Source organism: Streptomyces sp. NPDC043812 (assembly GCF_056436245.1).
Window position 1 is genome coordinate 1 of record NZ_JBWKCY010000010.1, and the last position, 17,026, is coordinate 17,026.

The 17,026-nt window shown below is 71.7% G+C and carries 16 protein-coding genes and 1 tRNA gene; 8 read left to right on the top strand and 9 right to left on the bottom strand.

Going from position 1 to position 17,026, the window contains the following annotated elements:
* The 3 genes from AC067Z_RS16400 to AC067Z_RS16410 form a co-directional block, all read right to left on the bottom strand.
* On the bottom strand, nucleotides 1-246 hold a 246-nt coding region (locus AC067Z_RS16400), incomplete at its 3' end, for a helix-turn-helix domain-containing protein (protein WP_478790196.1).
* 310 nt (nucleotides 247-556) lie between these two features.
* The gene (locus AC067Z_RS16405; protein ID WP_478790197.1) at nucleotides 557-1,456 is read right to left on the bottom strand and encodes a transketolase family protein; all 900 of its coding nucleotides are present in this window, start codon (nucleotides 1,454-1,456) and stop codon (nucleotides 557-559) included.
* A 77-nt stretch (nucleotides 1,457-1,533) separates the two neighbouring features.
* The gene (locus AC067Z_RS16410; protein WP_478790198.1) at nucleotides 1,534-2,238 is read right to left on the bottom strand and encodes a transketolase; all 705 of its coding nucleotides are present in this window, start codon (nucleotides 2,236-2,238) and stop codon (nucleotides 1,534-1,536) included.
* A gap of 139 nt (nucleotides 2,239-2,377) precedes the next feature.
* Here AC067Z_RS16410 and AC067Z_RS16415 point away from each other — a divergent pair.
* A tRNA-Pro gene (locus AC067Z_RS16415) sits at nucleotides 2,378-2,451 on the top strand.
* 69 nt (nucleotides 2,452-2,520) lie between these two features.
* Here the strand turns inward: AC067Z_RS16415 and AC067Z_RS16420 are convergent.
* Entirely contained in the window at nucleotides 2,521-4,962 is a 2,442-nt protein-coding gene (locus AC067Z_RS16420) for a SpoIIE family protein phosphatase (protein ID WP_478790199.1), read from the bottom strand.
* Nucleotides 4,963-5,163: 201 nt separating this feature from the next.
* A complete protein-coding gene (locus tag AC067Z_RS16425; protein ID WP_478790200.1) occupies nucleotides 5,164-5,607 on the bottom strand; it encodes an SsgA family sporulation/cell division regulator in 444 nt (147 codons plus the stop codon).
* Between the two features lie 125 nt (nucleotides 5,608-5,732).
* Between AC067Z_RS16425 and AC067Z_RS16430 the strand changes: the two genes are divergently transcribed.
* On the top strand, nucleotides 5,733-7,109 hold the full coding sequence (locus tag AC067Z_RS16430) for a hypothetical protein (protein ID WP_478790201.1): 1,377 nt from the start codon (nucleotides 5,733-5,735) through the stop codon (nucleotides 7,107-7,109).
* On the top strand, nucleotides 7,106-8,449 hold the full coding sequence (locus tag AC067Z_RS16435; protein WP_478790202.1) for an MFS transporter: 1,344 nt from the start codon (nucleotides 7,106-7,108) through the stop codon (nucleotides 8,447-8,449). Before AC067Z_RS16430 ends, AC067Z_RS16435 begins: the two co-directional genes overlap by 4 nt.
* On the opposite strand, the gene AC067Z_RS16440 is transcribed toward AC067Z_RS16435, so the two are convergent.
* The 3 genes from AC067Z_RS16440 to AC067Z_RS16450 all read right to left on the bottom strand — a co-directional run bounded on the left by AC067Z_RS16440 (nucleotide 8,409) and on the right by AC067Z_RS16450 (nucleotide 12,321).
* Entirely contained in the window at nucleotides 8,409-10,457 is a 2,049-nt protein-coding gene (locus AC067Z_RS16440; RefSeq protein ID WP_478790203.1) for a SpoIIE family protein phosphatase, read from the bottom strand. The two genes, AC067Z_RS16435 and AC067Z_RS16440, sit on opposite strands and share 41 nt — an antisense overlap.
* A 140-nt stretch (nucleotides 10,458-10,597) precedes the next feature.
* Nucleotides 10,598-11,530, bottom strand: coding sequence for a DMT family transporter (locus AC067Z_RS16445; protein ID WP_478790204.1), 933 nt, complete (start codon nucleotides 11,528-11,530; stop codon nucleotides 10,598-10,600).
* Complete coding sequence (locus tag AC067Z_RS16450) at nucleotides 11,527-12,321, bottom strand: phosphatase PAP2 family protein (protein WP_478790205.1); 795 nt, start codon at nucleotides 12,319-12,321, stop codon at nucleotides 11,527-11,529. Before AC067Z_RS16450 ends, AC067Z_RS16445 begins: the two co-directional genes overlap by 4 nt.
* Before the next feature lie 201 nt (nucleotides 12,322-12,522).
* On the opposite strand from AC067Z_RS16450, the gene AC067Z_RS16455 reads away from it, so the two are divergent.
* The 5 genes from AC067Z_RS16455 (at nucleotide 12,523) to AC067Z_RS16475 (ending at nucleotide 16,557) form a co-directional block, all read left to right on the top strand.
* Nucleotides 12,523-13,185 (top strand): TetR/AcrR family transcriptional regulator, encoded by a 663-nt coding sequence (locus AC067Z_RS16455; RefSeq protein WP_478790206.1) that lies wholly within the window; start codon nucleotides 12,523-12,525, stop codon nucleotides 13,183-13,185.
* A gap of 10 nt (nucleotides 13,186-13,195) precedes the next feature.
* Entirely contained in the window at nucleotides 13,196-13,564 is a 369-nt protein-coding gene (locus AC067Z_RS16460) for a DUF488 domain-containing protein (protein WP_478790207.1), read from the top strand.
* Between the two features lie 169 nt (nucleotides 13,565-13,733).
* Nucleotides 13,734-14,471: a (Fe-S)-binding protein gene (locus AC067Z_RS16465; RefSeq protein WP_478790208.1), complete on the top strand. Its 738-nt coding sequence runs from the start codon at nucleotides 13,734-13,736 to the stop codon at nucleotides 14,469-14,471.
* Nucleotides 14,468-15,886, top strand: coding sequence for a lactate utilization protein B (locus AC067Z_RS16470; protein WP_478790209.1), 1,419 nt, complete (start codon nucleotides 14,468-14,470; stop codon nucleotides 15,884-15,886). The genes AC067Z_RS16465 and AC067Z_RS16470 overlap by 4 nt, the downstream gene beginning before the upstream one ends.
* A complete protein-coding gene (locus AC067Z_RS16475; RefSeq protein WP_478790210.1) occupies nucleotides 15,883-16,557 on the top strand; it encodes a LutC/YkgG family protein in 675 nt (224 codons plus the stop codon). Before AC067Z_RS16470 ends, AC067Z_RS16475 begins: the two co-directional genes overlap by 4 nt.
* On the opposite strand, the gene AC067Z_RS16480 is transcribed toward AC067Z_RS16475, so the two are convergent.
* The gene (locus AC067Z_RS16480; RefSeq protein ID WP_478790211.1) at nucleotides 16,534-17,019 is read right to left on the bottom strand and encodes a DUF309 domain-containing protein; all 486 of its coding nucleotides are present in this window, start codon (nucleotides 17,017-17,019) and stop codon (nucleotides 16,534-16,536) included. The two genes, AC067Z_RS16475 and AC067Z_RS16480, sit on opposite strands and share 24 nt — an antisense overlap.
* Between the last annotated feature and the right edge of the window lie 7 nt (nucleotides 17,020-17,026).

The following is a 17,026-nucleotide window of genomic DNA, read 5'->3' on the forward strand; positions in this document are numbered from 1 at the left end:
TCTCCGCAGGCCCGATGCACCGTCTTGCTCCCACACCCGCCGCCAACGCCGCACACTCTCGGCACACACCCCCACCGCCCTCGCGATCCCCGCATTCGAGACGCCGCCCTCGAACAACTCGACTGCCCGAACACGACGCGCCTCCGCCAACTGAGGCCGCGACAAAGGAGAAAGGGAGGACCCGGCAACCGAAGGGGAAGGTTGATATGCCACCCCGACAGCCTCCCACCCACACGGCCACCACACCCACCAAACTTACGAAAAGATCAGTAGGGCGTGTTTCGAAAGTAGCGCCGTCCGCCCGAAGGGCGGGGCCTGCGGCGTCTGGTGCGTGCAATCGCAAGGCGGTGGGGGCCCCACCCGGCCGCCGGGCTGGGGGAGATCATCCTCGTACTGGACGTACTTGGACGACTCCGACAACGCAGCGTCGGGGCATCTCCCGTGCCCGAAGGGCTGCGGGGGAGTGCGTGCCAGACGCCGCTGGCCAGGCGGGACTTTCGAAACACGCCCCAGCGGCGGCCCTCCCGCTTCGATCGCCCGTGCACCACGACCGGGGTCACCGCCCCAGGAACGTGCCGATCCGGTCCCGCAGCCCGCGGGCGTCCAGTCCGTGGGCTTCCAGGTGCTCGTCGATCCCGCCGTACCTGCGCAGCTCGCGCCGTGCCACGCCCAGTCCCAGGATCCGGTGCGGCACGTGCGCGAGGGCATCGGTGGCCGCCGTCGTCGACGTACCCACCAGATACGGCTCGACGACCACCACATCTGCCGCCCGCTGCGCCCCGGCCGCCGCCCGCAGGGCCGGGGCGTCGAAGGGGCGCACGGTCGTGGCGTACAGAACGGTGACATCGAGGCCCTCGGTGGCCGCCAGCACGTTGTCGAGCATCGGGCCGACCGCGATCACCACTGCGTCGGCACCCTCTCGCACCCTCAGGAACCCTGCGCCGGTCACCGGCCGCGGTGCGGTGTTGGACTGCAGGGACAGACGTACGTACACCCGGTCGTCCCCTGTCGCGGCCGCGCGCAGCAGGGCCTCCGCCTCGTCCGGGTGGCCCGGCACATGGACCGTCCACCCGTCGAGAGTGTCCAGGAGCGCGACATCGCCCGGCGACATATGGGTGAAGCCCCCGGCGGGCCAGTCGTACGAGGCCCCGGCGCTGACCAGTACGCCTCCCACGCCTTGATGTCCGAAGTCCAGCTTCACCTGCTCGAACGGACGCTCGACCAGGAAGCTCGCGAAGGTGTGCATGATCGGCCGCATGCCCGTGAGCGCGATGCCGCCGCCGGCGCCGATCAGCAGCTGCTCCCGGATGCCGAGGTTGATCACCCGGTCAGGGTGGCGCCGCTGGGCGGTGTCGAAGCCGTCCCTGCTGATCTCGGCGAGGACGAGGGCGAGCCGCGGGTCCTCGTCCAGGAGTCGCGTGGTGGTGGAGATGAAGCGGTCGCGCATCGTGTCCATGGTGTCCGGTTCTCCTCGTGAAAGACGTGGGGCTGCGAGCCGGTCTGCCTGCTCAAGGCGGCTCAGGGGGCAGGGGATCAGGCGTTCTTGGGTGCGACCCGGGCGACAACCGCCCTCGGCCGGCCGGGATGGCGCGCGGTGAACGCCGCGTACAGGGCTTCGTGGTCGTGTCCGTCAACGGTCTCGGCCGACCAGCCCGCCGCCTCGAACCTGGACGCGATGCCGCCGGGCCAGCCGTAGGTCGCGGACGAGTTGTCGATCACCAGCGTGTGCAACTGGTCGAGCCCCACCGGGCCCGCGTACGCGATCGCCTCGTGGTTGCTGCCCTCGTCGAGTTCGGCGTCCCCGATGAGCACCCACACCCGGGGATCGGCGAGCCCCTGCGCCCTCAGCCCCAGCACCGTGCCGACGGCCAGCGGGAGCCCGTGCCCCAGCGAGCCGCTGCCGATCTCGGCGCCCGGCACGAGCAGCCTGTCGGGGTGGTGCCCGAGCGGGGAGTCGTACGAGCCGAAGCCGGGCAGCCACTCGGCCGGCACGAAGCCCTTTGCCGCGAGCACGGCGTAGTACGCCATCGGCCCGTGGCCCTTGGAGAGCAGGAAGCGGTCCCGGCCGGGGGCGTCGGCCGTCTGGGGGGACACCCGCAGCACCCGGTCGTACAGGACCCAGAGCGCGTCGAGGGTGGAGGTCGCGGCGGGTCCGTGCTTCTCGTCGCCGGTCATCAGGCCCATCAGCCGGCCCAGGTCGTGGTAGCCGGCCGGTGAGGTGATCTCTGTGGTCGTCATGCGATCCACCGTGCAACCTCAACTTTGGTCGAGGTCAAGCGCTCCGTGTCGGAGGAATACGGGTTCGTGACCACCGGTCCGAGTGCGGTATTGTTCTCATGCGCGTTCGGCCAGGGGAAACCCCAGGTCACACGGGCATCGGGACGTGGCGCAGCTTGGTAGCGCACTTGACTGGGGGTCAAGGGGTCGCAGGTTCAAATCCTGTCGTCCCGACTCTGCTTCGAGCAGGTCGGAGGCCGTTCTCTCACATGTGGGAGGGCGGCCTTTCTCGTTGCCCGCAACTCAGCCGCCGGCGGATGTCAGCGAAATCTCGGCCCAGACCTGCTTGCCGCCACTGAGCGGCACCGAACCCCACGCCGCGGTGGTCGCCTCGACGATCAGCAGGCCACGGCCTCCCGTGGCCTCCCAGTCCACGTTGGAGGGCTTGACCGGGCTGCGCGGCGACGCGTCGTTCACCGCGATCCGCAGCCGGTCCGCCGACAGCGTCAGATTCAGCCGCACCTCGCCGCGCGTGTGCGCGATGGCATTGGTGACCAGCTCGGACACCACCAGCAGCGCCACGTCCACCTCCTCCCTCGCGTCCCAGGCGCGCAGCGTCCGTGCGGTGAAGCGCCGGGCGTGCATCACCGCGTCCGGCAGCCGCCACACGGTCCAGTGGGTCCGCCGGGGCCTCACGCGTGTGCCGTCGTAGCGCATGAGGAGCACCGCCACGTCGTCGTCACGGCCGTTCGCGCTGCCCAGCAGCTCGTCGGCGACCCGCCCCGTGTCGGCGGGGTCGGCGGCGGCGAGAACGTCACAGACCCGGCGCATCCCGTCCTCGAGCGTGAGGCGCGCCGACTCGACCAGCCCGTCCGTCAGCAACGTCATGAGCGTGCCGGGGACCAAACCGGCCTCGGTCATGGGGAATTCGGCATCCGCGAGAACGCCGAGCGGCGGCCCGCCCTCGACCGCGAGCTCGTGCGTACTGCCGTCCGGATGGCGCAGCACGGGCGGCAGATGACCGGCCCGCACGAATCTGGCAATGCCCTCCTCCATGTCCAGGTCCGCATAGAGGCAGGTGGCGAACAGATCCGTCTCCATCCCCACGAGCAGCCGGTTCGCGCGGGCGAGCACCACGTCGGGCGGGTGCCCCTCCACCGCGTAGGCCCGCACCGCCGTGCGCATCTGTCCCATGATCGTGGCCGCGCCGGCGCTGTGGCCCTGCACATCACCGATCACCAGCGCGACATGCCCGTCCTCGAGGGGGATCACGTCGTACCAGTCGCCGCCCACCTCCAGCCCCGCCGTCGCAGGCAGATAGCGGGCCACGGCCACCCCTCCGGGCAACGCCGGAAGCTTCCGTGGCAGCAGACTGCGCTGGAGCATCGTCGCCAGTTCGTGCCCGGCGTCCAGGGCATGGGCACGCGTCAGCGCCTGGCCCACCAGGCCGGCCACCGCGGTCAGCAGCGACCTCTCCTCCGGGCCGAACACATGCTCCTCGTCCCAGCCCACCAGGCACACGCCCGCCATCCGGCCGTTGGCCGGCAACGGCAGCACCGCCAGTCCGCCGGGCCCGATACCGGCCAGGCCGTCCTCCAGGTCGGCATGCGGGGGCCACAGACTCACGTGGCCGTCCCGCAGCGCGCTCTGCAGCGTCGGCAGCGCATGGCACGAGGCGTCGGGCCATTCCGACCGCCATTCGGACTGCCACACGTCCGGCCAGAGGTGGTGGTCCGGCGGGTCGAGGACCGTGACGAACAGCCGGTCCGCCTCCAGCTCCGCGACCGCGATCCGCCGCGCGTCGAGCGGACCCCGCAGCGCCGAGACCACCAGCCGGCTGACCTCCCGCACGGTGGAGGCGCTCGCCAGTTTCGCGGACAGCTCCTGCACCACGGCCACCTCGTCGGCGGTGGGGCGCAGGTAGGAGGCATCGGCGACCACGCCGAGCAGCCGCTCCGGCGTCCCGTCGGCACCGCTGCGCAGCCGGAAGCGCAGGCCCAGCCAGCGCAGCGCGCCGCCGGGCTGCCGGACACGGAAGGCAAGCTGACCTCCGGTCTCCGAGAGCCGCCCCGGCTCCACGATCTCCATCAGCGAAGGAATGTCGTCCGGCATCGCACACGCGAGCAGCGTCTCCACCCGGCCGTCGAAGTCCCCGGGCGCCACCCCCAGCAACGCCAGCATCTGCGCATCGGCACTCATCGAGCCGCTGCGCAGCTCCAGCGTGAAGGCGCCCCCCTGCCGCGGCACCAAGGAAGGGCCCTGGTGCGTGCTGCCCACCTCGTGCCGGCCGGTGGCACGCGCGGCGGCCGATTCGAGACCGGCCGCGACCTGATCGGCGTAGAGCTCCAGCAGGCTGCGGCAGTCGTCACCGAACCCGGGCCCGACCTCGCCGGCGACGAGGAGGCAGCCCAGCTCCGCGGCGCCCTTGCCCAGCGGCAGCGCGCCCAGGGAGTACGTGGCGGGCCAGGAACCGGAAACGTGGCGGAAGGCGTCGCCGCCCGCATCCGTGGCACCCCCGTACCCCTCGTATGCGGCGAGCTCCCCGGCATCCAGCCACACGGGCCGGCCCGTGCGGAACGCCGCGGTGGCGGGGGAGCGGCCCGACAGAGCGACCACGGCCGGCAGTCCGTACGCCCCGGCACGGTCTCCCGCGACCTCGGCCAGGCGCAGCTCGTCGCTGCCCTCCGAGAGCACGTAGACAGCCGCCAGCCCGGCACCGCAGAACGCAAAGTCTTGCCTTGTCAAAGTCTGTACCGCCTCCACGCGCGCACACGTGTCGTCTTTACCCCATGCTGCCGTTCACCAGAGGTTCGCAGCTAGTCAGGAGCAGAGACTGAATGATGCCCGTGGAAGCCGCCGACGGCAGCCGCCTTGCGAAACGCGTGCGAAGTGTGGGCCTATGGCGGGAATCGCGAATGGCGGAGTCCAGGTGTCGAACGGACGCGCTCAGGGAGCGGCGGGCACCCTCAGACGTTCTCTGCCGGGCGGTACCAGACGCATGGTCCGCTCCAACCAGGCGGTCAGGGCCACGGCGGGCGCCCGCAGCACCGCGTTGCCATCAGGTGTGGTGAGCGCGAGGCAGACCGTGCTGCGGCTCCCGTACACCTGGGTGGGCCAGATACGCACATCGCCGTCCCCGCTCGGCCGGAAGACGCCGTCGATGAGCAGATCCCGCCCGAACGTCCAGTTGATCGGGGCGGGCGTGTCGATGTGGAACGAGATGTGCACTGCGTACGGGTCACTGACGCGATAGGTCAGACGCGTCGGTACGGACACCGGGGTGCGTGCGGCCGGCTGCGCGGCGAGAACGAGTTCGAACTCCAGCTCACGCTCCACGACCGATCGCTCATCCGGAACATCATCCCGGAACTGGGCGCTGCGTGCAGGCACTTTTGCGGGGCTCCTCACCCATGAGTGCGGTCTTCTGACGAGGAATCAACGGACGGGGGCGTGCCGTGGATAGCGTCCGTCGGCGGCAGGGTCGCTTAGACCGCTTAAACCGCAACGGAGGCCGTGTGCGCCCCAAGAACGAGCGACTGGCGCGGGCCGTGCGCGAGTCCGGATACAGCTACGCCGAACTCGCCCGGCAGATACGGGCCGTCGCAGCAGAGAACGGAAGCACCGCCCGCACCAACTCCTCAGCCGTCGCACACTGGATCGCCGGCACCAGACCCGCCCCCACCACCGCGGCCCTCATCGCCGAGGCGCTGTCCCGGCGACTGCCCCTGCCCGTCTCACCCGCCCAGCTCGGTCTGCTCGGCGGAGAGGCTGCGGACGGCGACCCCCTGCCGGCGCGCGGCGGGCACCGGGACCCGTTGGAGGCCCTCGATCTGCTGGCCACCGGCGACATCGAACGCAGTACCTGGTCCCGTACCGCGCCCTACAGCGTCGCCGCCGCGGCCCTTGCGCTGGTGCCGGATCCACGGACCGCCCGGCGGGAGACCCCGAGGGCGGGTACCGCGACCGCGGGCGGCGCCGAGGTGGCCGCCGTGCGCGAGATGACACAGCTGTTCACCGCCGTCGACGAACGGTACGGCGGACAGCACGGACGCACGGCCCTCGTGCAGTACCTCAGAAGCGACGTCGCGGCGCTGTGCCGGGCCCGCTTCCGAACCGACGACCTCAGGCGCCAGATGCTGTCCGCAGCAGCCTGCGTCGCCTACCTGGCCGGCTGGAAGGCGTACGACGCGGGCGAACAGGGCCTCGCCCAGCGCTACTACCTCCAGGCGTACTCCCTGACACGCGAGGCGGAGAACGATCTGCACGGCGCCTTCGTCCTGAGAGTCCTCGCCCACCACGGCATGGAGGTCGGCCGTCCCGAACACTCCCTCGCCCTCGTCGACGAGGCGCTGAAACGCGTCCGAGGGCGCACGGACCCGGCAACGGAATCCCTGTACGTGGTCACCCGCGCCCGTGCGCTCGCCATGGCGGGCCGCGGCCGGGAAGCCGTGGCCGAGGCCGCGCGCGCGGCCCGGCTGGTGGAGGGGGCCGACGAACGGGAGATGCCGTTCTGGGCGGCGCTGTGGGGATCGGCAGACGCCTGCGTGGGCAACCACACGGCCAAGGCTGCCGAGCACATGGGCTCCTACGACATGGCCGAGCGCCACTTCAGCCACGCCGTGTGGAATCGCTCGGGCGGCACCCACCAGCGCATCACGGCTCTCAGCGTCGCCCACACCGGGGCCATGCAGTGCCGTCAAGGGCTCGTGGAACAGGCTTGCGACACATGGGCCCATGCCCTGGAGCTGATGCACGGCGTGCGCTCCGCACGGGTGACGCGCGCCGTCGCCGGGATGCACCACGACCTGGCGCCCTACCGGAACCGCAAGGTGCACGCAGCGCTCGAACTCGAGGAACGCGTGCGCCAGTGGTCCGCGAAGGAGTCGACATGAGCACCCGACAGCTGACCGCGCGCCCCCGGCGCGTCCCCGCCGCCGTCAACCGCGTCACCACGGCGGCGCTCATCGGCACCGTGATCGAGTTCTACGACTTCGCGCTCTACGCCACCGCCGCCGCGATCGTCCTCGGGCCGGTCTTCTTCCCCGACTTCGCCCCCGCCACGGCAACCCTGGCCGCCTTCGGGACGTTCGCCACCGGCTTCGTGGCCCGCCCGCTCGGCTCGGTGCTCTTCGGCCACATCGGCGACCGGTACGGGCGGCGCGCCGTGCTGCAGTCGACCGTGCTCGTCACCGGGCTCGCCACGCTCGGCGTCGGTCTGCTGCCCGGCTACCGGGAGATGGGCGTCGCGGCTCCCGTCTGCCTCGTCGTGCTCCGCTTCGTCCAAGGGCTCGGCATCGGCGGAGAGTGGACCGGGGCCGTGCTTCTCGCGGGCGAGCACGCGCCCGCCCGCCATCGCGGACTGTGGACCTCGTTCCCGCAGACCGGGCCGGCGATCGGATTCCTCCTCGCCAACGGCTGCGTCCTTGTCCTGTCCGCCGCACTGACGGCCGATCAGTTCCTGTCCTGGGGCTGGCGCGTACCGTTCTGGTGCGCCGGTCTCCTCACCGTCGCCGGGTATCTGCTGCGGTCCCGGATCGCGGAGACCCCGGTCTTCCGGGGGCTGGCACGGGACGACGCGCTGGCACGGTCACCGTTCACTCTCGTGGTGCGCCACCACACGGGGCGTGTGCTGCTGGTGGCCGGCGCGGTCATGTGCACCTACGCCGTGCACTACACGGCAACCGCCTGGGCGATGTCCCATGCCATCCGGCGCCCGGGCATCACCCCGAACGCGGCCCTGCTGAGCATCATGGCCGCGATGACGGTCATGGCGGCCGCGACCCCGGTCGCCGCCGCGCTGGGCGACCGCTACGGGCGACGCAGGCTCAGCCTCGTGGGCTGCGTCGCCATGGGGGTGCTGACGGTGCCGTATCTGGTGGTGTGGCACACCGGCGGGGCGGTGACCCTAGGGGCGGCGACCACAGCGATCCTGCTCGCGCTCATCACGATGCTCGGCGTGCAGGGCATGTACATCCCGGAGCTGTTCGAACCCCGGTTGCGCGCCTCGGGGACCGCGATCTCGTACAACATCGGCGCCGTGCTCGGTGGTGCGCTCACGCCCCTCATCAACAGCCGGCTCGCACAGATCACGGGTGCCGGCGTGCCCTGGGTCGTCGGCGCCTATGTGGTCGGCGTCTGTGTGGTCAGCCTCATCTGCCTGCTGCGGCTGCCGGAGACCCGCGCAGCCGGCCTCAAGGGGTGGCCGGAGCCAGATCGAGATCGCTCCAGATGATCTTTCCGGCCGCTGTGTAACGGGTCCCCCACCGGCCGGCGAGCTGCGAAATGATGAACAGTCCCCGCCCGCCCTCGTCGACGGTCCGCGCGTGGCGCAGATGCGGTGCGGCGGGCCCGGTGTCGTGGACCTCGCACGTCAGGGTGTGCGACTTGATCAACCTGAGCCGCAGGGGCGGGGCCCCGTAGCGGACGGCGTTGGTCACCAGCTCGCTGACGACGAGTTCCGCGGACCGGACGGTGTCCTCGCCCACACCCCACTCGGTGAGCCGCTCACGCACCATTGCCCGGGCAGCCGACGGCGCCGTCGGATCGTGATCCAGCGCGTAGGTCGCGTGCAGGTCGGACGGGACCGTGGTGGTACGGGCGAGCAGGAGCGCGGCGCCGTCCGGCGGGTCCCCGGCGGGCAGCCGGTAGACCACGGCGTCGCACAGATCCCGCAGCGGACGGTCGGGCGGGGAGAGGACGTCGGCCACGGGGGCGCCGCCGCCCGCGCCGTCCAGAACCAGCTCTCCCGCCGCCATGGCGAGCAGGCTGCCCTCGGCCAGCTCGACCTCGCAGGTGGCGAACGGCGCACTGTCGGGAGCGGCCAGATGAGGTCCCTCCGGCACATCAGGGGTCTCCGTGCGGCCGTCCGGGCGCACCACGAGCGGCGCCGGGTGACCCGCGCTGGCGAGCGTCAGCACCCGCGAGAACGGGTCGTAGACCCCGTACAGGCACGTCGCGGTCAGCGACTGCGGCGGAGCGCCGGCGGTGGCGAAGGCGGCACGCTCCGACGCGAGAAGGATGGCCGTGTCGTTCAAGTGGGCCAGCAGCTCGTCCGGTTGCAGATCCAGCGCGGCGAGCGTCTGCGTCGCCGTACGCAACTGCCCCATCGTCGTCGCCGTGTGGATCCCGCGCCCGTGGACGTTGCCCACGACGAGGGCCGTGCGCGCCCCGGGCAGGGCGATCGTGTCGAACCAGCAGCCGCTGTTGCGTCCCGGCAGATGGAGCTGCGCCGTCTCCACGGCGACCCGGTCGGCCGCGCTGTGCGGCAGCAGCCGCCGCTGGATGGTCGACGCGATCGTGTGATTGCGCTCGTAGCGGCGGGCGTTGTCGATGCCGAGCGCGGTGTGCGCGGCGAGCGTCATGGCGATGCGTACATCGCTTTCGCCGAACGCCTCGGAACCGGCGCACCGGTAGAGGCTGACGGCGCCGAGGACCGTCCCGCGCACCGCGAGCGGGGCGACGATCAGCGAGTGCGCCCGTTGCTGTGCGATCGCTCGGGCCCGGTCCGGGTCGGCCTTCAGCCAAGTGGTGTCCGGGCCGATCGTGACGCGCCGCGGCCGGAGGTCGGACAGCGTCTGGGCGAAGGGCGTGGGAAAGGGCACCTTGTGGACATCGCCGATCGGGTGTGCGGGTTCGGCACTGCCACGGAACGCGGTGCGCCGCAGCGGAGTCTCGAGGTTCACGGGCGGCAGCGGCGCGTCCCCGCCGCGCAGAACGTCGTCCACGAGCTCGACGACGGCGACGTCGGCGAATGCCGGCACCACGGCGTCGGCCAGGTCCTGACAGGTGGTGACCAGGTCGAGTGACTGTCCGAGACGGTCGCGCACCGAGTCCAGGGCGGCCGACCTCCGGCGTTCGCGTTCGTCGTCGTGCACGTCCGTCACCAGCGCGAGCACTCCGAGGAATTCGCCCCGCTGACCGTCCAGCCGCTGGAAGGAGACGGTCAGGCCACGGTCGGGACCTGACTCGCGTACCCGGCGGCCCCGTACGCGCCATCTGCGGGCGGGTGTGCCGCTGCGCACCACGGTGTCCAGCAGCCGGTCGGCCTCCTCGGGCCGGTCGAGCCGGTAGACCTCGGTGAACCTCCGGCCCAGTAGCGATTCGCCGGGCTCCGCAGGGGATGCCGTGCTCGCGCGGACGGTCCGCAGGTCGTGGCCGAGGACGTAGACGGCCATGGCGGACTGGGCGAAGAGGGCGTCCACGAGAGCCGAACCCATGGAGTCGTTGACGGGACCGTCCACGGGCCCGTGAGCGGCTCCCTCGGCTTCCGCCACTGCATCACCGCCTCCGGGCGCACCCTGACGCTGTGGCTGGCGCGTCAGTGGTTCCTGGCATCAGTGGTTACAGGATCGGATGCCATGGACACTGCCGCGACCTCGAGTCAGCCGACCAGGCCCGCCGGGACGGTCGACGGTTCCGGGATCGACGCTTCCTGGATGCGGGGCGGGGGCCCTGCGACCGGTTCGCCGTCCACGCGCATGCGCGGCGACATCGTCAGCAGCACCACTCCGCGCGCCGCGAGAGCCGCCGAAGCGCCGGCGATCAACCAGCCCGAGGGACCGGCACGGAACGTCTCACCCAGCAGAGCCACACCGATCGCGGCCGCCGCCGCGGGATTCGCCAGATTGACGACGGCCAGCGGTGCGGCCAGGCCGGCCCGGTACGCCGACTGCGACAGCAGCAGCCCGCCGACGGCGAACGAGGAGATGATCACCGCGAGCAGTACCGTCTGCCACCAGCTCGCCGGACCGCCGGGCAGCTCACGCGCCAGTGCCGCCGTGAACGTCTGGGTGAGCGCGGAGGCGACACCCGAAGCGATCCCGGACGCAGTCGCATGGCCGAGGCCGCCGCCGCGTGCCCCGGATCCGCGCACCATCACGCCGATCAGCGTTGCGGTCACCGCGGCGACCACCAGTGCCTCACGCAGGCTCAGCGCATCGCCGGGCGTCGCCGGGCCAGTGACCATGATCAGCCCGGTGAGGCCCACCACCGTCCACAGCGCGCCCCGCCACTCCCCGGGCGTCACCCGCCGGCCCGCCCGCCGTGCGGCCAGCGGCAGAGCGGCGACCAGGGTCAGCGCGCCGAGCGGCTGCACCAGGGTGAGCGGCCCGTAGTGGAGCGCCCCCACATGGGCGAGCGCACCCGCAGCATTGAGACCCACCGCCCACCACCACAGCGGCTGCGCGAGCACCGTCGCCAGCCCGCCGCTCCCCGAGGCGGCGGTCTCGGCGAGCCGGGACTGGATGACAGCGGCCAGCGCGTAGCCGACCGCGGAGACGAGTGAGATAAGGACCGCGACGACGGTGCCGCTCATCGCAGCGCTCCGGCAGGCAGCGGCGCCGTGTTCGGCGCGGGGGAACCGTTGCCCGTGACGAGGGGGCCGGAAGCCGGGGCACGTACGAGGAGCAGCACGAAGCCGAGCAGGGCACCGGCCACCAGGGCGTCCAGCCAGTAGTGGTTGGCGGTGCCGACTATGACCAGCAGCGTCAGCAGTGGGTGGAGCAGCCACAGCACGCGCCGGCGGCTGCGGGTGGCGGTCATGAGTCCGATGGCGACCATCAGAGCCCAGCCGAAGTGCAGCGACGGCATGGCGGCGAACTGATTCGCGAGCGAGTCCGTGGCGGGGTTCGCGCCGTACACGGACGGGCCGTAGACCTGCGCGGTGTCGACGAGCCCGGCCGCGGTCAGCATGCGCGGCGGGGCGAGCGGCATCAGCAGGTGCATCCCGAGCGCGGCGCCGGTGAGAGCGGCGAGGACGCGGCGGGACCAGAGGTAGTGCTCGGGACGCCGCCAGTAGAGCCAGGCGAGAAACGCGACGGTCGCCGGGAAGTGGACGGCCGCATAGTAGGTGTTGGCGACATGGACGAGGGTCTCGTGGTGGAGCAGCAGGTCCTGCACCACGCCCTCGTCGGGGAGCCGCAGTGCACGCTCGGCGTCCCAGACACCCTCGGCATTGTGGAACGCCCGCGTCCCGTGGCCGTCGGCGAGCAGGCGGCCGAGCTTGTAGACGAGGAAGAGCGCGGTCACCAGGGCGAGTTCGCGCAGCAGTGGCGGCCTGTGGGTAGCGGTCACCTCCGGTATGGCGGGACGTTTCCCGGCAGCCATGACGCGGCCCCTTTTTCACCAGTACAGCGGTAGCAAACGGGGGAAGCGTAGATCCGAATTCATCGAGACGCAAACGTCTCGATACGTTTGCGTCTCGATTGTGCACCCCCTACTCTCGTATGTGCGGAGCGCCACCCCACAGCCGGGACGAACACCGCCCCGCGAGCTGTGCCGACCGAGCCGCCCGAACGGGAGGAACCGATGTCCACGCAGGCCGCCACGGCCGCCGCACGCCGCAGCAAGATCACGCCCGAGCGGGAGCAGGAGCTGTACGCGGCCGTGCTCGACCTTCTGCGTGAGGGCGGCTACGACGCCGTGACGATGGAGGGTGTCGCCGCCCGCACGAAATGCGGCAAGGCCACCCTCTACCGGCAGTGGAAGACCAAGCCGCAGCTGGTCACCTCCGCGCTGGACAAGAGCCGCTGCACCTTCTTCGACGGGATCGACACCGGTTCGCTCGCGGGAGACCTGCGGGAGGCCGCGCGCGTCGTCGCCGAGCGCCGTGGCCCCGACGCCGAACTCATGGAGGCCGTCGGCCAGGCGTATCTCCAGCACCCGGATCTGCGCCAGGCGCTGCGCGAGACGGTGATCGACCCCGAGGTGGCCGCGCTCGACACGATCCTGCGGCGCGGCGTCGACCGCGGCGAGCTCGCTGCGGACAATCCGGCCATCGGTTTCGTGGCGCCGTGTTTCATGGGTGTGCTGCGTGTCGAGCAGCTCTTCGAGGACAGGTTCGCGCGGGGCGACGCCCTGCCGGGGTTCGTCGAGGCGGTGCTGTTCCCGGCGCTGGGGCTCGGTGGCGAACGCGGTGATGCCCGTCCGGGGCACGGCGGTGCGGGGTGCGGAAGCGAGGACGGGCTGTGACCCTGGGGGCATGCAGCGAGGCGGTGACGGTGTGAAGGCCCGCAGGGTCTACGAGACGCCCGGCCCGGACGACGGCGTACGCGTGCTCGTCGACCGGCTCTGGCCGCGCGGCCTGGCCAAGGCGGAGGCAGGGGTCGACGAGTGGCCGAAGGCGCTCACCCCTTCGACCGAACTGCGCCGCTGGTACCACGGCCCCGACGGGGAGTACGAGGAGTTCTGCCGACGCTACGAGAGCGAACTCGCCGAGCCCCCGGCGGCCGAGGCGCTGCAGAGGCTGCGGGACCTCGCGGCGACGGGGCCGCTGACCCTGCTCACCGCGGCGAAGGACCCGGCCGTCAGCCACACCTCGGTCCTGCTGCGGCTCCTGAACGACGCATAGCCGCACACGGCCGCGCAGCACATGGTTGCGCAGCACATGGTCGTGGCGCACAGGGATGCCGCCGCCGAGCCGATGCCCCGCACCGGGGGCGCTACGCCCCGCCCCAGTGATCCGATGTTTCGCCTCCCAGGTGGTACGCAACGCTCCGCATTCCGCATATCCTCCGCCCATGCGTGTCGCACTCTTCGTCACCTGTGTGAATGACGCGATGTTCCCGGCGACGGGCATCGCGACGGTGAGACTCCTCGAACGGCTCGGGGTGGCGGTGGACTTCCCGGCCGCGCAGACCTGTTGCGGGCAGCCGCAGTTCAACACCGGATACCGGCGCGAGACCCAGCCCCTGGTGCGGCGCACCATCGCGGCCTTCGAGGGGTACCCGTACGTGGTGACCCCGTCCGGTTCCTGCGCCGCCATGGTCAGGGAGCACTATCCCGAACTCGGTGGCGGGGCCGGGGTGGACCTCGCCTCGCGCACCCTCGAACTCACCGAATTCCTGGTCGACGTCCTCGGGGTGACGGATGTCGGCGCCTACTTCCCGCACACCGTCACCTACCACCCCTCCTGTCACGGACTGCGCATGCTGCGCCTCGGGGACCGGCCGCGCAGGCTGCTGGAAGCGGTGAAGGGGCTGGAGCTGCGGGAGCTGCCCGGCGCGGAGGAATGCTGCGGCTTCGGCGGCACGTTCGCGGTCAAGAACGCCGATGTGTCCGCCGCCATGGGGCAGGACAAGGTGAGCAGCGCCGTTTCCACCGGGGCCGAGGTGCTCTGCGGCGCCGACAACTCGTGCCTGATGCACCTCGACGGCATCCTGCGGCGCCAGGACGAGCCGCTGCGCTCCCTGCACATCGCCGACATCCTCGCCGCCACCGAGGAACACCCTTACCGAGCGGAGGAGCCCCGCACATGAGCGGCACCTATCTGGGGATGCCCTCCTTCCCCGTCGCGGCCAAGGACGCCGTGCACAACCCCACGCTGCGCGCCAACCTCCGGCACGCCACCCACACCATCCGCGACAAGCGGGCCAAGGCCGTCGCCGAGCTCGACGACTGGGCACAGCTGCGCGAGGCGGGCAAGCGGATCAAGGACCACACGCTGCGCCATCTCGACGAGTACCTGCTGCAGTTGGAGGCCACGGTCACCGACGCGGGCGGCGTCGTGCACTGGGCGTCCGACGCCGCGGAGGCCAACCGGATCGTCACCGGCCTGGTGAAGGCCACCGGCGAACGCGAAGTCGTCAAGGTCAAGTCCATGGCCACCCAGGAGATCGGCCTCAACGAAGCCCTGGAGGCCGAGGGGATCGCCGCCTACGAGACCGATCTCGCCGAACTGATCGTGCAGTTGGGCGAGGACCGGCCCTCGCACATCCTGGTCCCCGCCATCCACCGCAACAGGGGCGAGATCCGCGACATCTTCGCCCGCACCATGGGCAGTTGGGGCAGGCCCGCACCCGCCGGACTCTCCGATCGGCCCGCGGATCTCGCCGAGGCCGCCCGGCTGCATCTGCGGGAGAAGTTCCTGCGCGCCAAGGTCGCCGTGTCCGGCGCCAACTTCATGGTCGCGGAGACCGGCACACTGGTCGTCCTCGAATCCGAGGGCAACGGCCGCATGTGCCTGACCCTGCCCGAGACACTCATCTCCGTCGTCGGCATCGAGAAGACCGTGCCGACCTGGCGCGACCTCGAAGTCTTCCTCCAGACGCTGCCGCGCTCCTCGACCGCGGAGCGCATGAACCCCTACACCTCCATGTGGACCGGCACCACCGACGGCGACGGCCCGCGCGCCTTCCATCTCGTCCTCCTCGACAACGGGCGCACCGCCACCCTTGCCGACGAGGTCGGCCGGCAGGCCCTGCGCTGCATCCGCTGCTCCGCCTGCCTGAACGTCTGCCCGGTGTACGAGCGGGCCGGCGGCCACGCCTACGGGTCCGTCTATCCCGGCCCCATCGGCGCGATCCTCAGCCCCCAGCTGCGCGGCACACAGAGCGAGATCGACGCCTCCCTGCCGTACGCCTCGTCGCTGTGCGGGGCCTGTTATGAGGTGTGCCCGGTCGCCATCGACATCCCCGAGGTCCTGGTCCATCTCCGTGAGGAGGTCGCGGACCGGGGAGGAAAGGGCCACCGGCTGGAGAAAGCAGCGATGAAGGCAGCCGGCTGGGTGCTGAACCATCCCTCGGCGCTCGCCGTCGGTGAACGCCTCGCGTCCCGGACCCGGAGGCTCCACCCCCGCCGCCCGCCCGGCACCGGAGCATGGACCGCGTCGCGCGAACTGCCGGAACTGCCCGCTGAATCCTTCCGTGACTGGTGGAGGAAGAACCGCACATGAGCACCTCCTCCCGCGACCGCATCCTCGCCGGGATCCGCGCCGCAGTAGCCGGGGCCCCCGAGGCGCCCGGGGTCCTGCGCGACTACCGGGACAGCCACACCGCCCACGACCTTGCCCCGATCCTCGACCTGCTGTGCGAGAACCTCACCGACTACCGGGCTCTGGTGCACCGCTCGACCCAGGCGCGGCTGCCGGAGCTTCTCGCGGAGCTGCTGACCGAGTACGGAGCGCGGTCGGTCGTCGTCCCCGACGGACTGCCCGAGGGCTGGCTCGCCGCCACCGACGCCGAGAGGCGCAGGGACGACGGCCCGCTCACCCCGGCCGAACTCGACGCCACGGACGCCGTGGTGACCGGCTGCGCCCTCGCCGTCGCCGAGACGGGCACCCTCGTGCTGGACGGCGGCCCCGCCCAGGGCCGCCGCGCCCTCACCCTCGTTCCCGACCTGCACATCTGCGTCGTACGCGCCCCGGAACAGGTCGTCGCCTCCGTCCCGCAGGCGATGCCGCGCCTCGCCCCGACCCGACCACTGACCTGGATCTCCGGCCCGTCCGCCACGAGCGACATCGAGCTCGACCGCGTGGAAGGCGTCCACGGGCCCCGCACCCTCGTCGTCGTCCTCCTGGACGACCCAGCGCTGGACGACCCGCTACCGGACGACCAGCCGCGGTGACTCGGCGACCGGGTCCACCGGGCCTGTCAGCCGGCCGGCCAGCTCCGTCGCCCATCGCGACAGCCCCTGGACGTCGATCCCGTACGGCTGCGGGAACGGCGCGATCCGGTCCGCGCCGCGCAGCAGCAGCCGTGCGCCGCCCGCGGTGTTGCCGCGGGCGGCGTGGGTGAGACCCACCGCGAGCTGGGCGAGGCCGCGCCACAGTTCGCGCTCCTGCTCCGGGCCCGACTTCCAGGCGTCCTCGAAGACCTCATGGGCGTGGAAGGGCATTCCCGCGTCCAGCAGGCGCTGGGCCTCCGTCAGGGTCTGGGGCGGGGTGCGCAGCACACCTTCCGGCTGGCGTTCCACACCCCGTGCGCCGTACGGGAGGGGACGGCCGAGCCCGTCACGGGGCCGCGCATTGCGCGCCCTGCCCTCGGTATCGCGGTCTCTGGCCGTCCTGTCGCCCGATGCCTCGTCCATACCGCCA

What these genes read in the sequence shown, in the direction of transcription:
- AC067Z_RS16480 (WP_478790211.1), bottom strand. Translation starts at nt 17,019, where the DNA reads ATGGACGAGGCATCGGGCGACAGGACGGCCAGAGACCGCGATACCGAG.
- AC067Z_RS16410 (WP_478790198.1), bottom strand. Translation starts at nt 2,238, where the DNA reads ATGACGACCACAGAGATCACCTCACCGGCCGGCTACCACGACCTGGGC.
- AC067Z_RS16460 (WP_478790207.1), top strand. Translation starts at nt 13,196, where the DNA reads ATGCAGCGAGGCGGTGACGGTGTGAAGGCCCGCAGGGTCTACGAGACG.
- AC067Z_RS16445 (WP_478790204.1), bottom strand. Translation starts at nt 11,530, where the DNA reads ATGAGCGGCACCGTCGTCGCGGTCCTTATCTCACTCGTCTCCGCGGTC.
- AC067Z_RS16470 (WP_478790209.1), top strand. Translation starts at nt 14,468, where the DNA reads ATGAGCGGCACCTATCTGGGGATGCCCTCCTTCCCCGTCGCGGCCAAG.
- AC067Z_RS16455 (WP_478790206.1), top strand. Translation starts at nt 12,523, where the DNA reads ATGTCCACGCAGGCCGCCACGGCCGCCGCACGCCGCAGCAAGATCACG.
- AC067Z_RS16405 (WP_478790197.1), bottom strand. Translation starts at nt 1,456, where the DNA reads ATGGACACGATGCGCGACCGCTTCATCTCCACCACCACGCGACTCCTG.
- AC067Z_RS16450 (WP_478790205.1), bottom strand. Translation starts at nt 12,321, where the DNA reads ATGGCTGCCGGGAAACGTCCCGCCATACCGGAGGTGACCGCTACCCAC.
- AC067Z_RS16435 (WP_478790202.1), top strand. Translation starts at nt 7,106, where the DNA reads ATGAGCACCCGACAGCTGACCGCGCGCCCCCGGCGCGTCCCCGCCGCC.
- AC067Z_RS16475 (WP_478790210.1), top strand. Translation starts at nt 15,883, where the DNA reads ATGAGCACCTCCTCCCGCGACCGCATCCTCGCCGGGATCCGCGCCGCA.
- AC067Z_RS16465 (WP_478790208.1), top strand. Translation starts at nt 13,734, where the DNA reads ATGCGTGTCGCACTCTTCGTCACCTGTGTGAATGACGCGATGTTCCCG.